Origin of the sequence: Aequorivita sp. Q41 (assembly GCF_039831855.1) — a bacterium.
Taxonomy (GTDB): Bacteria; Bacteroidota; Bacteroidia; order Flavobacteriales; family Flavobacteriaceae; genus Aequorivita.
Map to the genome: position 1 here is coordinate 107,343 of NZ_JBDPMS010000003.1, position 17,181 is coordinate 124,523.

The 17,181-nt window shown below is 34.8% G+C and carries 15 protein-coding genes; 11 read left to right on the forward strand and 4 right to left on the reverse strand.

Annotated elements, in window-relative coordinates:
* The first annotated feature begins 21 nt into the window (after positions 1-21).
* The 7 genes from ABJ955_RS12165 (at position 22) to ABJ955_RS12195 (ending at position 9,262) form a co-directional block, all read left to right on the forward strand.
* On the forward strand, positions 22-885 hold the full coding sequence (locus tag ABJ955_RS12165) for a hydroxymethylglutaryl-CoA lyase (RefSeq protein WP_347374903.1): 864 nt from the start codon (positions 22-24) through the stop codon (positions 883-885).
* On the forward strand, positions 851-2,410 hold the full coding sequence (locus tag ABJ955_RS12170; RefSeq protein ID WP_347374904.1) for a bifunctional metallophosphatase/5'-nucleotidase: 1,560 nt from the start codon (positions 851-853) through the stop codon (positions 2,408-2,410). The genes ABJ955_RS12165 and ABJ955_RS12170 overlap by 35 nt, the downstream gene beginning before the upstream one ends.
* Positions 2,410-2,889 carry a heme-binding domain-containing protein gene (locus ABJ955_RS12175; protein ID WP_347374905.1) on the forward strand — a complete coding sequence of 160 codons (480 nt, stop codon included), beginning with the start codon at positions 2,410-2,412 and terminating at the stop codon, positions 2,887-2,889. The genes ABJ955_RS12170 and ABJ955_RS12175 overlap by 1 nt, the downstream gene beginning before the upstream one ends.
* 124 nt (positions 2,890-3,013) lie before the next feature.
* A complete protein-coding gene (locus ABJ955_RS12180) occupies positions 3,014-4,231 on the forward strand; it encodes a DUF4856 domain-containing protein (protein ID WP_347374906.1) in 1,218 nt (405 codons plus the stop codon).
* A gap of 80 nt (positions 4,232-4,311) precedes the next feature.
* A complete protein-coding gene (locus tag ABJ955_RS12185) occupies positions 4,312-5,433 on the forward strand; it encodes an imelysin family protein (RefSeq protein ID WP_347374907.1) in 1,122 nt (373 codons plus the stop codon).
* Entirely contained in the window at positions 5,433-6,797 is a 1,365-nt protein-coding gene (locus ABJ955_RS12190) for an HTTM domain-containing protein (protein ID WP_347374908.1), read from the forward strand. The genes ABJ955_RS12185 and ABJ955_RS12190 overlap by 1 nt, the downstream gene beginning before the upstream one ends.
* A 23-nt stretch (positions 6,798-6,820) precedes the next feature.
* Complete coding sequence (locus ABJ955_RS12195) at positions 6,821-9,262, forward strand: TonB-dependent receptor (protein WP_347374909.1); 2,442 nt, start codon at positions 6,821-6,823, stop codon at positions 9,260-9,262.
* A gap of 4 nt (positions 9,263-9,266) precedes the next feature.
* Here the strand turns inward: ABJ955_RS12195 and ABJ955_RS12200 are convergent, their stop codons facing one another.
* On the reverse strand, positions 9,267-9,515 hold the full coding sequence (locus ABJ955_RS12200; protein ID WP_347374910.1) for a hypothetical protein: 249 nt from the start codon (positions 9,513-9,515) through the stop codon (positions 9,267-9,269).
* Between the two features lie 212 nt (positions 9,516-9,727).
* On the opposite strand from ABJ955_RS12200, the gene guaB reads away from it, so the two are divergent.
* On the forward strand, positions 9,728-11,200 hold the full coding sequence (gene guaB, locus ABJ955_RS12205) for an IMP dehydrogenase (protein WP_347374911.1): 1,473 nt from the start codon (positions 9,728-9,730) through the stop codon (positions 11,198-11,200).
* Positions 11,201-11,257: 57 nt separating this feature from the next.
* On the opposite strand, the gene ABJ955_RS12210 is transcribed toward guaB, so the two are convergent.
* From ABJ955_RS12210 to ABJ955_RS12220, 3 genes are all read right to left on the reverse strand, one after another.
* On the reverse strand, positions 11,258-11,680 hold the full coding sequence (locus tag ABJ955_RS12210) for a hypothetical protein (protein ID WP_347374912.1): 423 nt from the start codon (positions 11,678-11,680) through the stop codon (positions 11,258-11,260).
* A gap of 109 nt (positions 11,681-11,789) precedes the next feature.
* The gene (locus ABJ955_RS12215) at positions 11,790-12,305 is read right to left on the reverse strand and encodes an OmpH family outer membrane protein (RefSeq protein WP_347374913.1); all 516 of its coding nucleotides are present in this window, start codon (positions 12,303-12,305) and stop codon (positions 11,790-11,792) included.
* 183 nt (positions 12,306-12,488) lie between these two features.
* Entirely contained in the window at positions 12,489-12,731 is a 243-nt protein-coding gene (locus ABJ955_RS12220; protein ID WP_347374914.1) for a hypothetical protein, read from the reverse strand.
* A 210-nt stretch (positions 12,732-12,941) separates the two neighbouring features.
* On the opposite strand from ABJ955_RS12220, the gene ABJ955_RS12225 reads away from it, so the two are divergent.
* From ABJ955_RS12225 to ABJ955_RS12235, 3 genes are read left to right on the forward strand one after another with little or no spacing between them, the layout of a single operon-like run.
* Positions 12,942-14,894 (forward strand): peptidylprolyl isomerase, encoded by a 1,953-nt coding sequence (locus ABJ955_RS12225; protein WP_347374915.1) that lies wholly within the window; start codon positions 12,942-12,944, stop codon positions 14,892-14,894.
* A complete protein-coding gene (locus ABJ955_RS12230; protein ID WP_347374916.1) occupies positions 14,891-15,748 on the forward strand; it encodes a peptidyl-prolyl cis-trans isomerase in 858 nt (285 codons plus the stop codon). The genes ABJ955_RS12225 and ABJ955_RS12230 overlap by 4 nt, the downstream gene beginning before the upstream one ends.
* Positions 15,741-17,177 (forward strand): peptidylprolyl isomerase, encoded by a 1,437-nt coding sequence (locus ABJ955_RS12235; RefSeq protein ID WP_347374917.1) that lies wholly within the window; start codon positions 15,741-15,743, stop codon positions 17,175-17,177. The genes ABJ955_RS12230 and ABJ955_RS12235 overlap by 8 nt, the downstream gene beginning before the upstream one ends.
* Positions 17,178-17,181: the final 4 nt, after the last annotated feature.

Consider the following 17,181-nt stretch of genomic DNA (forward strand, 5'->3'; position numbering starts at 1 on the left):
GGAATTGCTATCTTTGGTGCAATGCAAGAAGTAAAAATTATAGAATGTCCGCGAGACGCCATGCAAGGCATCAAAACTTGGATTCCAACCGAACTAAAAGTGAAATATATTCAATCACTTTTACGATGTGGATTCGATACAATTGATTTTGGAAGTTTCGTTTCTCCGAAGGCAATTCCTCAAATGCAAGACACTGCTGAAGTACTTTCCCAGCTAGATCTTTCGGCTACTAAAAGTAAACTCTTGTCAATAATTGCAAATGTTCGAGGTGCTGAAGAAGCTGTAAAACACCCAGAAATAGCTTATTTAGGGTATCCATTTTCTATTTCTGAAAACTTTCAGATGCGGAATACACACAAAACAATTTCGGAGTCTTTAGAGATACTTCAGGAAATATTAAACCTCGCCAATAAAAATGACAAAGAAGTGGTTGCTTACTTATCTATGGGCTTTGGAAATCCGTATGGCGATCCTTGGAATGTAGCAATAGTAGGGGAGTGGACCGAAAAACTTTCGGCAATGGGGGTAAAAATCCTTTCGCTTAGCGATACAGTTGGAACGTCTACGCCAGCTATTATTTCCTATTTATTCTCAAATTTAATCCCAAAGTATCCTCATATAGAATTTGGGGCGCATTTGCATACTACACCAAGCGCTTGGCATGAAAAAGTGGATGCTGCTTTTAAGGCAGGATGTACAAGATTTGATGGAGCTATTCAAGGTTTTGGGGGGTGCCCAATGGCTAAAGATGAATTAACAGGAAATATGCCTACCGAAAAAATGCTAAGTTATTTTACAACCGAAAAAATTTCAAGCAATATAAACCCCATGTCTTTTGAAAGCTCCTATAATGAAGCGACAAAAATTTTCACTAAATATCATTAAGATGAATAGAGTATTGCTCTGTCTTGTTTCTGCAATTTTTTTTAGCAGCTGTTCAACTTTAGATGCAACTAAAGAAACCCAATCTAAAAGTGACGGGCTTGTAACCGTAAAGTTTGTACAAGTTAATGATGTGTATGAAATTGCACCACTTAATGGTGGGGAATACGGAGGAATGGCGCGTGTTGCTCATATTCGCGATTCTATAAAAGCACAATTTCCAAATACCTATTTGTATATGGCTGGAGATTTTCTAAATCCGTCGCTGTTAGGAACTTTAAAGGTTGATGGAGAAAGACTTTATGGAAAACAGATGGTTGAAGTAATGAACGCTATGGAGTTTGATTTGGTGGCTTTTGGAAATCATGAATTTGACCTTAGCGAAGCCGATTTACAAAAAAGATTGAATGAATCTACCTTTAAATGGACTTCTGCAAATGTGCGTCATATAACTGAAGATGGACTTAAGCCTTTTTCAACCAAGGAGCCAATTTCTGATTATGAAATTTTTCATGTAAAAGAACCAGACGGCGATGAAATGAAATTTGGAATGATTAGCGTAACATTACCTTCTAATCCTAAAGATTATGTGTATTATGGCGATGTTTATACAGAAGCTATTCGCGCCAATAAACTGGCAAGTGAAAAAGCAGATCTGGTCTTTGGTCTTACGCATGTAAGTATTGATGAGGATAAAGAAATTGCACAGCTTATACCTCATATTCCTTTAATTATGGGAGGTCATGAACATAATGCCACACTTGTTAAGGTTGGTGAAACCGCCATTGCAAAGGCAGATGCAAATGCTAAAAGTGTTTATGTGCACACAATTGTTTATAACACAAACACTAAAAAATACAGCCTCAACTCACAACTTGTATTTGTTGATGAAAACACTGCCTCTAATGCAAAGGTGGAAAAAATTGTTTCTAAATGGAACAGTATGTTGGATGAAAAATTAAAGGAAGTTATTGATGACCCTAATATGGTGATTTACACCCCTGAGACACCCTTGGATGGCACAGATAGTGCAAGTAGAGGTATTCAAACAAATTTGGGTGCTATTATAACACAAGCAATGGCGTATTCTTTTCAAAATGAGGTAGCTGCAGCATTGGTAAATGGAGGCTCCATTAGGATTGACGATATGCTTTCTGGTTCAATTACCGCCAAAGATATTTTTAGGGTGTTGCCTTTTGGTGGGGGCATTCTAAAGGTAGATTTAAAAGGAAGTCTTTTAAAAGAAGTTCTTGATTATGGGGAAAAAAAACGTGGAACTGGTGCTTATTTACAAAGAGATAGTGTTTCTCAAGATTTAAATGGTGCGTGGTTAATTCAAGGAGAGCGAATTTTAGAAGAAAAAATTTATAGTGTTGCTTTTAGCGATTTTTTATTGAAAGGTCTTGATATTCCTTTTTTAACACCTGAAAATAAAGGTGTCGTAAACATATATTCACCAAAACAAACTGAAATTGCTGCCGATATTCGTAAAGCAATTATTTTCTTTTTAAATTCACAAAAAAAGTAATGTTGAAAAAAGTTGTAAAAATCACCCTTATTTTGGCACTAATAGCGTTGGTTGCCATACAGTTTTGTCGCCCTGAAAAAAATAGTGAAGGATATAAAAGCGTTGCCTTGTTTGAAACTGAAACCAAACCTACGCCCAAAGTCGTAGCTATTTTAAAAGAAAATTGCTACGATTGTCATAGCAATCAAACCGTATACCCATGGTATTCAGAAATTGCACCTTTTTCATTTTTCTTAGAGGATCATATTAAGGATGGAAAAAAGCATTTTAATGTTTCCGACTGGAAAAATTATTCAGTTAAAAAGAAAGAGCACAAGCTAGAAGAATTTCTAGAGATGGTGGAAGACGATGAAATGCCTTTGCAATCCTACACCTTAATTCATGGAAATTTATCGGAAGAAGATAAAAAATTATTACTACAATGGGCTGGCGTTGCAAGACTGCAATACAAACATCTGCTAGAAGTTTCTTCAAAATAAAGCATACTACGCACTTCCGAAATTTATTTAAATTAAATCTAAATAAATTTGTGAGGTTTCATTCTGACCATTATTTTTGCCGCTGAAAACAAATCTATTTTAATTCAGTCTAAATAATATATTGATGAAAAACTTAGTAATAGCATCCCTCTTAAGTTCCCTATTTTTTATCTCCTGCTCCTCTGATGATGATACCCTGGTAGAAGATAATCTAGTTGAAGCGCCAGCAACGTACACATTTATGCGGGGTGATGAATCTACAGTGAGTTTTAGTGGGCAAACGACTCGAATTTTAATGGCTGGTGAACTTGCAACTGCATTTAATGATTTTGATAATGCTACCGAAGCTTCTTTAAAAGCGATGTTTGATCATCAAACTGGCGACAATGACTTTTCGGATGCAGATTTAAATGCTTCAGATAAAAACATTCGAAGTAAAACAGCTGCTTCTTATGATTACTTTGCTACAAACACTACTGAAAGTGCTCAGATAAAAGCCACTTTCGAGAATTATATTTCTTCTCAAGTAAATGAAGTTTTTCCTAATACGATGGTTGCAGCAGCACCTGGAGTGGCAGGACAAATTGCAGACGGGACTAAAACGCGTTACGTAAGTGCAAAAGGGTTAGAGTACAACCAAGCGTTTGCAAAAAGCCTTTTAGGTGCTTTAATGGCAGACCAGATTTTAAACAATTATTTAAGCACGGCTGTGCTTGATGAAGCAAATAATCGTGAAAATAATGACAACGGAATCACAGAAGAGGACAAGCCTTATACTACAATGGAGCATAAGTGGGATGAAGCGTATGGCTACTTATATGGGACTTCCGCGAATCCAGAAAATCCAAATTTAACGATTGGGGAGGATGATAAATTTTTAAATGAATATGTAGGTAGAGTAAATGATGACTCTGATTTTTCAACCATTGCTGCTGAAATTTTTGATGCTTTTAAATTAGGTAGAGCTGCAATTGTTGCAAAAAACTATGAAGTACGTGATGCACAAGTTCAGATAATTCGTGAAAAAATTTCTGAAGTAATCGCCATCCGCGGTATTTATTATTTACAAGCTGGTAAGGCAAAAATTAATGATGGAAACCCAGAAGGAGCATTCCATGCTTTGTCTGAAGCGTATGGTTTTGTATATAGCCTTCGTTTTACTAGAAATTCTGAAAGTACGACGCCACTTTTCTCAAAAACGGAAGTTGATGCGCTTTTAGATATGCTAATGAATTCTGCCGATACTGGATTTTGGAACATTACTCCAGAAACTTTAGATGCAGTATCTGAAGCTATAGCGGCAAAGTTTAACTTTACAGTGGCGCAAGCGACTAGTATTTAATTGTTATTTGAAACATATTTTAGCCAACCGATTGCAAAAACAAAATCGGTTGGTTTTTTTGAATTTTAAAACTATTTAAAATGAATTACATAAAATTTGGAGTACTATGTATTGCAGTGCTAATTATGGGAGTTTCCTGCTCAACAGATAGTGATAACCCAGAAGAAGTTCCAAATAATTACGACCGTGGCGCCATGCTTACCAATTGGGCAGATAATATTATAATTCCTGCCTATACCAGTTTTAACTCTAAAGCTGCTGAAATGCAGACAGTAACTGCAAATTTTACAAATTCTCCTTCTTTAGAAAGTTTACAAAACCTTCGCAACGCTTGGGAGGATGCGTATCTTTCCTTTCAAAATGTTTCTATGTTTGAAATTGGCAAAGCAGAAGAAATTCGTTATAGAAATAGATTGAATGTGTACCCTGCCAATACGTCCAAAATTCAGGAAACAATATTAAATGGTACCTATAATTTCGCATTACCTTCAAATATTGATATTCAAGGATTTCCGGCATTAGATTTTATGCTTAATGGTCTTGCGGAAACAGATGCTGAAATAATAGCTTTTTATGTGTCAAACAGCGATGCGGAAGCTTACAAAGCCTATTTAAATGCACTTTCACAAACTATTTTAGATTTAAACACAGAAGTCCTTGCTGACTGGACAGGAGGGTTTCGCGATGCTTTTATAGCAAACACCAGCGCTTCAGCTTCAGGAGCTGTAGATAAGCTTACTAACGATTATATTTTTTACTTTGAAAAAGCCCTTCGCGCTGGAAAAGTAGGGATTCCTGCTGGAATTTTCTCGGGAAGTCCGTTGCCAGGAAACGTAGAGGCATTCTATAAAAAAGATATTTCGAAAGAATTACTTTTGAAAGCAATTGAAGCCAGCGCAAATTTTTTCAATGGAAAAAGTTTTAACGGTTCCTCAAACGGAGCAGGATTTAAAACCTATTTAGAGTATTTGAATACCACCAAAAATGGTGAAAACTTAAGCGCACTTATTAATAGTCAATTTACAATTGCAACTAATAAAGCTAAGGAGTTAAACGCTGATTTTGTATCTCAAATTGAAACAGATAATTCAAAAATGCTTGCTGCTTACGATGAACTTCAGCGAATTGTAATTTACTTAAAAGTAGATATGATTCAGGCAATGGATATAAGTATAGATTATGTAGATGCAGACGGAGACTAATGTTTGTAGCCGTTTCAAAATATCTTAATAAAACCACTGAGGCCGCTCCACTAGCGGTCTTTCGTGTTTTTTTTGGAATTATGATGTTTGCCAGCATCCTACGGTTTTGGGCAAATGGTTGGATTGAAAAACTTTACATTCAACCAAAATTCTTTTTTAGTTATTACGGTTTTGAATGGATTAAACCTATAGGTGGCTATACCTACATTTTATTTATTGTCTGCGGAATAGCATCCCTTTTTGTTGCTTTAGGCTATAAATACAGAATTTCCATTGTTCTCTTTTTTTTAAGTTTTACCTATATAGAGTTGATGGATAAAACCACCTATCTCAATCATTATTACTTTATAAGTTGTGTTGGGTTTTTAATGATTTTTCTCCCTGCGAATGCTTACTTTTCTATCGATGCCTATAAAAATCCTTCTAAAGCTTTTCAGAAAATTCCCAGATGGACCCTAGACAGTGTAAAATTATTATTGGGTATTGTTTATTTTTATGCAGGTCTTGCTAAATTAAATAGCGATTGGCTTTTTAAAGCAATGCCGCTTAAAATATGGCTTCCTTCAAAATACGACATTCCACTTTTAGGCAATCTGCTTCAGCAAGAATGGATGCATTATGCTTTTAGTTGGAGCGGCGTAATTTACGATTTAACAATTCCTTTCTTTCTGCTTTATAAGCCAACACGTTGGTTTGCTTTTGCTTTTGTAGTGGTTTTTCATGTGCTTACTCGGGTTTTATTTCCTATCGGAATGTTTCCGTTTATTATGATTGTTAGCGCTCTCATTTTCTTTGATGCAGGTATTCACCAACGAATTATTAAATTTATTTCAAAGCTATTTCGAATTAATTATTTGAAAATTATAGCGGTTTCACAAGAGAAAAATTATAAAATAAAAAGAAATTTTTTACGCCCAATTTTAGCGCTATTTTTTATAGTACAGTTACTTTTGCCGTGGCGTTATTTAGCGTATCCCAGCGAGCTTTTTTGGAGCGAAGAAGGGTATCGCTTTTCATGGCGCGTAATGCTAATGGAGAAAGCAGGTTATGTTCAATTTAAAATAGTGGATGGTAAAAGTGGGAATCGATTTTATGTGGATAACAGTGATTTTCTAACTCCTTTCCAAGAAAAGCAAATGAGCACCCAGCCTGATTTTATTTTGGAATACGCACATTATTTAGGTGAGCATTTTGCTTCTCAAGGGCATAAAAACATAGCGATTTATGCAGAAAGTTATGTTGCGCTCAACGGAAGATTAAGTGAATTGTACATAGACCCAACGGTAGATTTGTTGAAAGAAGAAGAGTCTTTTTATCAAAAAAAATGGATTTTACCATTTGGAGACGTAATTAAAGGATTGTAAAAAGAAGTTTTAAGAAAAATATAATGATAGGATTTTATAAAAATTGCATTAATATTATTTTCTTTTTTATCAGTATTTCTGCTGTTGCGCAATTTACTGTTGCAGGAAAAGTAGTTGCAGAAATAGGGGGTGCCCCCATTGAATATGCCGAAATTTATATTATTTCCTTAGGTAAATCAACCATTGCCGATGCTTCTGGAAATTACGAATTCTCAAATATTCCTGCTGGAAACTATGAATTTGCCATTTTCAATATGGAATATGAAGTCTTGAAAAAGAATTTAACTATCTCCGAAAACACAATACTAAATTTTGAACTAAAACTTTTGGGCGAGCAACTTTCCGAAGTAGTTATTACAAAAAGGAAAGAAGAAATTTTTGCACTTCGAAGTTTAAAACAAGTAGAAGGGACCGCTATTTACGCAGGAAAAAAGAGCGAAGTAGTGATGATGGATAATCTTACAACAAATACAGCTACAAACAATGCGCGTCAAATTTATGCACAAGTGGTGGGTTTAAATATTTATGAAAATAACGATGGCGGTTTACAGCTTAATATTGGCGGCCGTGGATTGAATCCAAACAGAACTGCAAATTTTAACACCCGTCAAAATGGATACGATATATCGGCAGATGTTTTGGGTTATCCGGAGAGTTATTATACCCCTCCAGCCGATGCAATTAGCGAGATTGAAGTGGTTCGAGGCGCAGCTTCACTGCAATATGGAACACAATTTGGTGGCCTTATAAATTTTAAATTAAAAGAACCGAATAAAAACAAAAAGATTGAATTGGTTTCACGTCAATCGTTGGGTTCGTACGAACTTTTTAATAGCTTTAATAGTATAAGCGGAACGGTAGGAAAAGTTGGTTATTACGTCTATTACAATTATAAAACAGGAAAAGATTTTCGTCCAAACTCACAATTCGATTCGCATAATGCGTATGCACATATAGATTATAGTTTTTCTGAAGCTACAAAAATTGCTTTTGAAATGAGCTATCTTGATTATTTGGCACAGCAAGCAGGTGGCTTAACCGATAAGCAATTTGAAGAAGATCCAACGTTTAGCAACCGTACCCGAAACTGGTTTAAAGTAGCTTGGAAGTTGTATTCATTGCGTTTGGATCATTCTTTTTCTAAAAAAACAGATTTTAGTTTAAATTTATTTGCCCTTGATGCTGCGCGTAAATCTGTTGGGTTTCGTGAAAACCGTGTTTCCCAAGAGGATAATGTGGAGGAACCAAGAGAATTAATTTCAGGAAAATTTAAAAATTGGGGGGCGGAAGCTAGATTGTTAACCCGCTATACTTTATTTAACAAAGAGAATACAATTCTTTTCGGGGGAAAATATTATCAATCCAATAATAGTGAGCGCCAAGGGCCGGGAACCGTAGGAAGTGGTGCCGATTTTAGTTTTGCTGCGGAAGAATTTCCTAATTACACACGCCAAAGCGATTTTACGTTTCCAAACCTAAATGTTGCTTTTTTTGGTGAAAATATTTTCAATATAAATTCAAAACTTTCAGTTACGCCAGGATTTCGTTTCGAATACATAAAAACAAAAAGCGAGGGAGAATACAAAAATATAATACTCGATTTGGCGGGGAATCCTATTTTAAATGAAACCCTTACAGATAATCGTGATTTTTCGCGTGCCTTTATGTTGTTTGGTGTTGGGTTGGCTTATAAAGCAACAAAAGCTGTAGAGGTTTATGGCAATGTGAGTTTAAATTACCGCTCCGTAACCTTTAACGATATACGTGTGGTTAGCCCAACATTTGTGGTGGACCCAAATATTACCGACGAAAACGGATTTACTTTTGATCTTGGGGCACGTGGAAGGTTTGGCAAGTATGTCTCGTATGATGTTGGGGGTTTTTTTCTGAGTTATAACAACCGGTTGGGGGTTATTGGCCGTGCGGGAAGTATAAATCCATATGAGCGTTTTCGCACCAATATTGGCGATGCCATAACTTATGGATTGGAAAGTTTTATAGATTGGAATTTATTAGAAACATTTAATGGAGGAACTAACTTTAGACTAAATGCATTTGTAAATCTTGCGTATACAGAAAGTGAATATATTTCTTCAAAAGAAGAAAATGTAGCAGGGAAACAAGTTGAATTTATTCCGAAGATAAATCTAAAAACAGGATTGCATTTTGGGTATAAAAATTTCTTAGGAAGTCTTCAGTATACCTATTTAAGTGAACAATTTACAGATGCCACCAATGCTGAACGAGACTTTAGCGATCAAAGTGGAATTAAAGGAGAAATACCTGCCTATGATATTTTAGACCTTTCCCTGTCATATAGTTTTAGCCGTTTTAAAATTGAAAGTGGAATTAATAATGTTTTAGACAATAGTTACTTTACTCGCAGAGCAACAGGATATCCTGGCCCCGGAATACTCCCAAGCCAACCACGAACTTGGTATGCTACGTTTCAAGTAAAAATTTAAAGCATTAGGCTGAAGCATTTTGCGGAGCCCAGTGCGAACACAACATTCCTGGAGCTGCTTTTTGTGGGTTTGCGCATGTTGGACCTTGGTATCGTGCACAGCTAACACAGTTGGGGTCATCTTTTAATGCGGCTTTCATACTAAAACTATCACAAGTATAGCTTGTGTCTACTTGCACACCATGTACTTTGCAAAGTTTATTTTCGAGTAAATTTTCACAGTTTATACAACTATTTCCCAATCTAATAGACATAATTTTTTTGTTAAGTTTTAACTAAAATAGCAATTGTTACTTTTGGAAACAATATAAATAGCCTTATTTACAGTAATCTATGCTTAGATTGAATTAAAATAATTGCTGTTTATTTAATTTTCATGTGCGCGACATTCTTATTAATTTGTAGTATATTTGCACGCAATTAATCCATAATCACTTTCGGAACTCCGTTAGCTAAATTAATTGCAATGACTGCACACAATAACAAAATTCTAGGGGAAGGCCTTACTTATGACGACGTACTTTTAGTGCCCGCCTATTCAGAAGTTTTACCGCGCGAAGTTTCTATCGCCACTAAGTTTTCACGAAATATAACACTTAATGTTCCTATTGTTTCTGCAGCAATGGATACAGTTACTGAAAGTGCGATGGCAATTGCTATTGCTCGTGAAGGAGGTATTGGTGTGCTTCATAAAAACATGTCTATTGAAGAGCAAGCGGCTGAAGTTCGAAAAGTAAAACGTGCTGAAAGTGGGATGATTATTGATCCGGTTACACTAAAAAAGGAGAATACTGTTGGTGATGCTCAAAAAACAATGCGGGAATATAGCATTGGTGGAATTCCGATAATTAATGAAGATGGAAAATTAATAGGAATTGTTACCAACCGTGATTTGCGTTTTGAAAAAAACCTACAGCGACCATTGATTGAAGTTATGACTTCAGAAAACCTGGTTACGGTAGCACAAGGAACTTCATTAAAAGAAGCTGAGATAATACTTCAACAGAATAAAATTGAAAAGTTACCTGTAGTAAATGACGCGGGGAAATTATTGGGATTAATTACTTTTCGTGATATTACAAAGCTTACTCAAAAACCAATTGCTAATAAAGATAAATACGGAAGGCTCCGTGTTGCTGCGGCACTTGGCGTAACCGCAGATGCTGTTGAAAGAGCTGAAGCACTCGTTAATGCACAAATAGATGCAGTAATAATTGATACTGCGCATGGGCATACAAAAAGTGTGGTAGAGGTATTAAAACAAGTTAAAAATAGATTCCCAGAGTTAGACGTTGTTGTTGGTAATATTGCAACTGCAGCTGCTGCCAAGTATCTTGTTGATGCAGGTGCAGATGCTGTGAAAGTGGGGATAGGACCTGGTTCTATTTGTACAACGCGGGTTGTTGCAGGGGTAGGTTTTCCTCAGTTTTCTGCGGTACTTGAAGTGGCTGCGGCTATAAAAGGGAGTGGTGTTCCTGTTATTGCTGATGGTGGGATTCGTTATACTGGCGATATTCCGAAGGCCATTGCAGCTGGAGCAGATTGTGTGATGCTTGGTTCATTATTGGCTGGTACAAAAGAATCTCCCGGAGAAACTATTATTTACGAAGGAAGAAAGTTTAAATCCTACCGCGGAATGGGTTCTGTGGAAGCGATGCGACAAGGTAGTAAAGATCGTTACTTTCAAGATGTGGAAGACGATATTAAAAAACTGGTTCCGGAAGGTATCGTAGGTCGTGTTCCATATAAAGGAGAATTACTGGAAAGTATGACTCAATTTATTGGTGGTCTGCGTGCCGGAATGGGGTATTGTGGCTCAAAAGATATTGAGACTTTAAAAGAAACTGGAAGGTTTATTAAAATAACTGCTTCTGGAATCAATGAAAGTCATCCGCATGATGTTACAATTACAAAGGAATCCCCAAATTATAGTAGGTAAAAATTAGAACTAAGGAGATCTTTTATTTTTAATTTCTTTATAATAGATTTTGGGCGCTTATTCAATTGTAACTATAAGGGCTTCAAAATATTTAATAATTTTTTCGAGCTGTTTTTTGTTTTTTACTTTGATAATGGCACTGTAGCTAATCTGATTATTTTCTATTCCTAATCGGGAAAAAGGAAAGTGAAGAAGGGCGGGGGTATATTTGTTTGAAAGTAATTTTTCTGTTAATGCTGTTCTTTTTCCACTGATACTATATTGTGGGTAACGGCTAACTGTACTTATTAATTTCGATTTTTTTATTTCAGACTTTCCTGTAATTAGTACTATTGGTAACCCTCGTTTTATTTTGATTTTAAGTTTTCTTTTCCAAATAAGCGCTATATTATAATTTTCACCATCAATTATAATAGTATCGTTAATGCTACCAAAGGGTTTGTTTGATATAAGCTCAAAATAACTTTCAAAAGCTTTCATTTGGCAATATTACTTAATTATCAAATATAGTTAATGGCATTCATAGAAATAAAAAACGTGAAGCCTCTTAAAAGCTTCACGTTTTTTGTGTTTTAGAAAAGGGCTGAAATTATTTCCCTTCTTCTTCTGGAGTAATTGTAATGCCTAACTCAGTAAGAATTGGAATAGTAAGATCGTAATTTGGGTCTAAATAAACCATGTCTGGCGTGGTTTGCAGTACTTGAGTATAGTTTCCTGCTTTGGCAAGTTTATCTAATGCTTCTCCAATTTTCTTGTAAAGTGGTTGTAAGTATTCTTGTTGTTTAATCTCCATTAGCTTGGCGCCATTCTGTTGGAATTTTTGAATATCTGTTTCAAGGTTTATTAAAGCATCTTGTTTTTCTTTTTTCTGCTTAACTGTAAAAGTTGCTTCACCAGTTTTATATTCTTCTGCCAGAGCTTTATATTCGGCAACTTTTTTTGAAAGGTCAACATCCAATTGTTTTCCATATGTTTCCAATTGGGTTTGGACGGTTGTCATTTCTGGCATTTTTGAAAGTATAAAATCTACATCTACAGCACCAACTTTACCTTGGGCAAAAGTAGAGATACCTATAAAGAATACAGCAATTTTTAAATAGTTCATTTTATTTGTTTTAAAATAATTAGCAGCGCAATATTACTATAATTATTAGAAATAAGTATACACTTGCTTTACCGTTTCTATAAAATTCACACTCTATTTATTAGTGTTGTTGCTTTGTACTTTAGAAGCACAATCAATTTAATAATCTAGGGTTGGTTTTTTAAATAATTTTTGAAGCATACTTTATGCCTCATCATATAATTGTCCGCGTGTGGGTTTTAATGTCTCTCTTAAAGTATCCATGTGCTTTTTTTCGACAATTAGGTACGCAATATGATGCATTTCAGTTACTTCTTCTTGGCCCGAAATTGTATTGTTTAATTTTTCGGCTTCAGCAAATTCCGTAAGGTGCTTTGCATGATGGGTAGCGATGGGTTTTGCATTAGGACCTCGAAAATCCCAAATAAGTTTAACTCTTTCAGTCATTTAAATTTTATTTTGAAATAAATTATTAGGTGTTTTAAAGAAAGTAAGGTTGCCAATAATTTACACCTTCGGCAAGGTACGTATTTTTAGAAATATTTTAAAAACAGTAAAACACTATATTTATAATAAAATCGTTTCACTTTCTGATGTAAGTTCCCGTAGCTTTTTGTTATTTTTGCGTCGCTTCATTAAAATAAATATTCAATAAATATGAAAAATTTTCTTTCCGTATGCATTTTGGCCTTCATATGTGCCACAGTTTATTCACAAGATAAAAAAGATGTATTAATGACCATAAACGAGAAACCCGTTTATGCAAAAGAATTTGAACGTGTTTACAAGAAAAACCTAGACCTTGTTCAAGATGAATCTCAAAAAGATATTGATGGGTATCTTGATCTTTTTATTGACTATAAATTAAAAATAGCAGAAGCTAAAGCGCAAGGTTTAGATAAAGAAAGTAACTACCTAAGCGAACTTTCAAAATATCGTGATCAGCTTTCTCGTAATTATATTTACGAAAACAAAATAACCGAGGAACTTGCGAAAGAAGCTTATGAGCGAGGGATGCTCGATATTGATGCAACACACATTTTAATTAAAGTTGATTATGAAGCTGTGCCACAAGATACTTTGGCAGCGTATAATAAAATAAAATCTATTCGTGAGAAAGCTTTAAAAGGTGAAGATTTTAAAAAGTTAGCTAGAACATATTCTGAAGAGCCAGGATCTAAAGAAAGAGGTGGGGAGTTAGGTTATTTTTCAGTATTTACTATGGTTTATCCTTTTGAAAATGCTGCTTATAACACGAAGGTGGGTGAAATTTCAGAAATTACACGTACCAGTTTCGGATACCATATTATAAAGGTAAATGACAAAAGAAAAAGACTGCCAAAAATTGAGGTGTCGCACATAATGATTTCTGATAAAAAAGGAGCGCGGACATTCAATCCTGAAGAACGTATCAACGAAATTTATGCCATGCTAAATCAAGGCGAGGCATTTGAAAGCCTCGCAAAACAATTTTCAGATGATAAAAACTCTGCAGTGAATGGTGGTAAATTAAAACCTTTTACAAAAGGTGAACTTCGTGCATCAGAGTTTGAAGATGCTGCCTATGCACTTAAAAACCCAGGGGATCTAAGTAAGCCAATAAAAACCGATTTTGGGTGGCATGTCATCCGTTTGGAAGAAAAACTACCAATGGAATCTTTTGAGAGTAAAAGAGAAGAACTTGAGAAAAAAGTAACTGATGGGGATCGTTCTAAAATTGTAACAAGTACAGTAAACAAAAGAATTAAAGAGAAATATGGTTTCAAAAAAGGGGTTAGCTATTTACCTTATTTTGATACATATCTTGGTGATGCAATTTTAAAAAGAAGTTGGACGATGACGCCAATTCCTGCTGAAGAGGATAAAGTACTTTTTACGATTGGTGATAAAAATGCAACCTTTACTGGTTTTGCAAAATATATTGAAGATCGTCAACGATCTACAAGACCATATAAGTTAAAAGAGAAATTACTTGTAGAGTTCTATGATGAGTTTGAAACAAAAGAGTTAAAGGATTATTTTAAAGAAAAGCTTGAAGAAGAAAATGAAGACTATGCTGCTATTCTTAACGAATATCGGGATGGGCTTTTAATCTTCGATGTAATGGATAAAAACATATGGCAAAAAGGTAAGAATGATTCTATAGGGCTTCAACAGTATTATGAAAAGACGAAAGAAAACTACCAATGGAAACAACGTGTAGATGCAGATATTTATTCAGCAACTACAGAAGCCTTTGCGCAGCAAATACAAAAAATGCTAAACGAAGGAAAAACTTCTGAAGAAATTAAAACAGCATTAAACACTGACGATACAGTAAATGTTTTGATTACGCCTGGTGTTTTTGAAATCGACCAACGTGAGCTTCCACAAAACCTTGAAATTAAGAAAGGTGTTTCTAAAATTTCACAAAATAACGACTCCTTTGTTATTGTAAATATTAAAGATATTATTGCTCCTGGTATAAAATCTTTTGAAGATATTAAAGGCAAAGTATTGAGCAATTACCAAAATGAAATTGAAGCTACATGGATGCAAAGTTTACATTCAAAATATAATGTTGAAGTAAACAAAAAAGGATTAAAACGCGTTAAGAAATCATTGAAGTGATAAAACATTTTCTTTATATATTAGGCGGATGTGTTTTTTTAATTTCCTGTGATTACTTTAAACAAGAAACGAAAAAGGATCCCATTGCCCGTGTAAATACTAGCTATTTGTATAAAGAAGATATTGCTAAGTTAGTTTCCGAAAATACTTCTGCTGAGGATAGTACACTCATTATTAACAATTATATAAACCGTTGGGCTACGCAGCAATTATTAATAGATCAAGCGCAAATTAACCTAACTGCAGATAAGTTACAGCAATTCGAGAGGCTTGTTCAAGAGTATAAAAATGATTTGCTAACCGAAGCTTATAAAAATGTAATTGTCGATAAACAGATAGATAGTGTTATAACGGAGGCGGAGTACAAGGAATATTATGAAGTAAACAAAGAAAACTTCAAACAGAAAGATTTTTTGGTTAAAATGCGCTATATACAATTACCTTCAAATTATGAAGGGGTGGCTTCCGTAAAAGAAAAGTTGAATCGATATAACGATAAAGACAAAACATCTTTGAATAATCTTAATTATCAGTTTATCGCTTCAAATTTTAATGATTCTGTTTGGATAAAAAGAGACGTGCTCTACAATGTGCTGCCGGTAATAAAAGAACGTAGTGCGGAAGTGTTAAAAAAATCTAATTTTTCACAATTGCAAGACTCATTAGGAGTATATTTGGTGAAAATTGAAAATGTGCTCAATCCCAATGATATAGCGCCTATTTCCTATGTTAAGCCGATTTTGAAACAAATAATTTTGAACAAAAGAAAGCTTGAGCTTATAAAAAAATTAGAAACAGATATTACAAAAGATGCTATTGAAACAAATAATTTTGAAATCTATAAAAATGACTAAATTTTTATTGATCCTACTATTTTCTACTACCATGCTACAAGCCCAAACAGTGTTAGAGCCAGATAGCACTGGAGTAGTAAAAAGCAATGACTCTCTGTTAGTGCAACAAGTTGTCCAGCGTGATTCATTAAAACCCTTTAAAAGATATAAAGCAGAAGGCGTAAGTGCTGTAGTTGGTGAATACGTTATTTTGGATAGCGATATCGATAAATCGTATGTTGAGATGAAATCGCAAGGAATGTCAATCGAAGACGTAAGTCGTTGCCAATTAATGGGGAAATTGATGGAAGATAAACTCTATGCACATCAGGCTAAACAAGATAGTATATTGGTGCCGGATGCAGAGATAAATGGAATGATAGACCAGCAATTACAATATATGATTAGTGAATTGGGAAGCGAGGAAAAAGTAGCTCAATATTATAGAAAAGATAATATAGCACAACTTAGGACTGAACTTTTTGAAGCTAATAAAAGTATAAAACTTGCTCAATTGATGCAGCAAAAAGTAATTGAAAAAGTAGAGATTACCCCTGAAGAAGTAAGAACGTTTTTCTTTTCAATCCCGGAAGATGAACGCCCTGTTTTTGGTGCAGAAATAGAAGTAGCACAAATCGTTGTAGATCCTGAAATTACGGAAACAGCAATTGCTGAGGTTGTTGCAAGACTTAACTCCATTAGAGCAGATATTATCGATAATGGCACTAGCTTTTCTACCAAAGCCGTTTTGTATTCAAAAGATCCTGGTTCTGCCTCAAAAGGGGGGCTTTACACTGGAGTAAAAAGAGATTCTCCTTGGGCAAAAGAATTTAAAGACCAAGCTTTTTCATTATTAGAAGGGGAAATAAGTGAACCTTTTGAAACTGAATTTGGGTATCATATTTTGTATGTTGAAAAAATTAGAGGTCAAGAAGTTGATGTTAGACACATATTAATGTTTCCTGAAGTTTCACAGAGCTCGATTGATGCAGCTCAAAAAAAAATAGAAGACATAAAAGCAAGGATTGAAGCTGGCGAAATAACTTTTGCAGAAGCAGCTATTGAAAGCTCTGATGATAAAGAAACACGAAATAATGGCGGGCAACTAATCAACCCGGTTAATTTTGACACTAAATTTGACCTTACTAAGATGGATCCAACTTTAAGTGCGCAGGTTTACAACCTTAAAGAAGGTGAGGTTTCAAAAATATTTACAGACCGCGATCGTACCGGGAAAAGTAGTTTAAAAATTTTAACTGTTACAAAAAAATACGAAGAGCATAAAGCCGATTATGCTAAAGATTATGAGCGTATTAAGCAGTTAGCACTCCGTGAAAAGCAAATTAAGTCTATTAACAAATGGCAGCACGAAAAAATAAAAGATACGTATATTAGCATCAACCAAGATTATCAAGACTGTGAATTTACAGGAAACTGGTTGAAAAAATAATAAC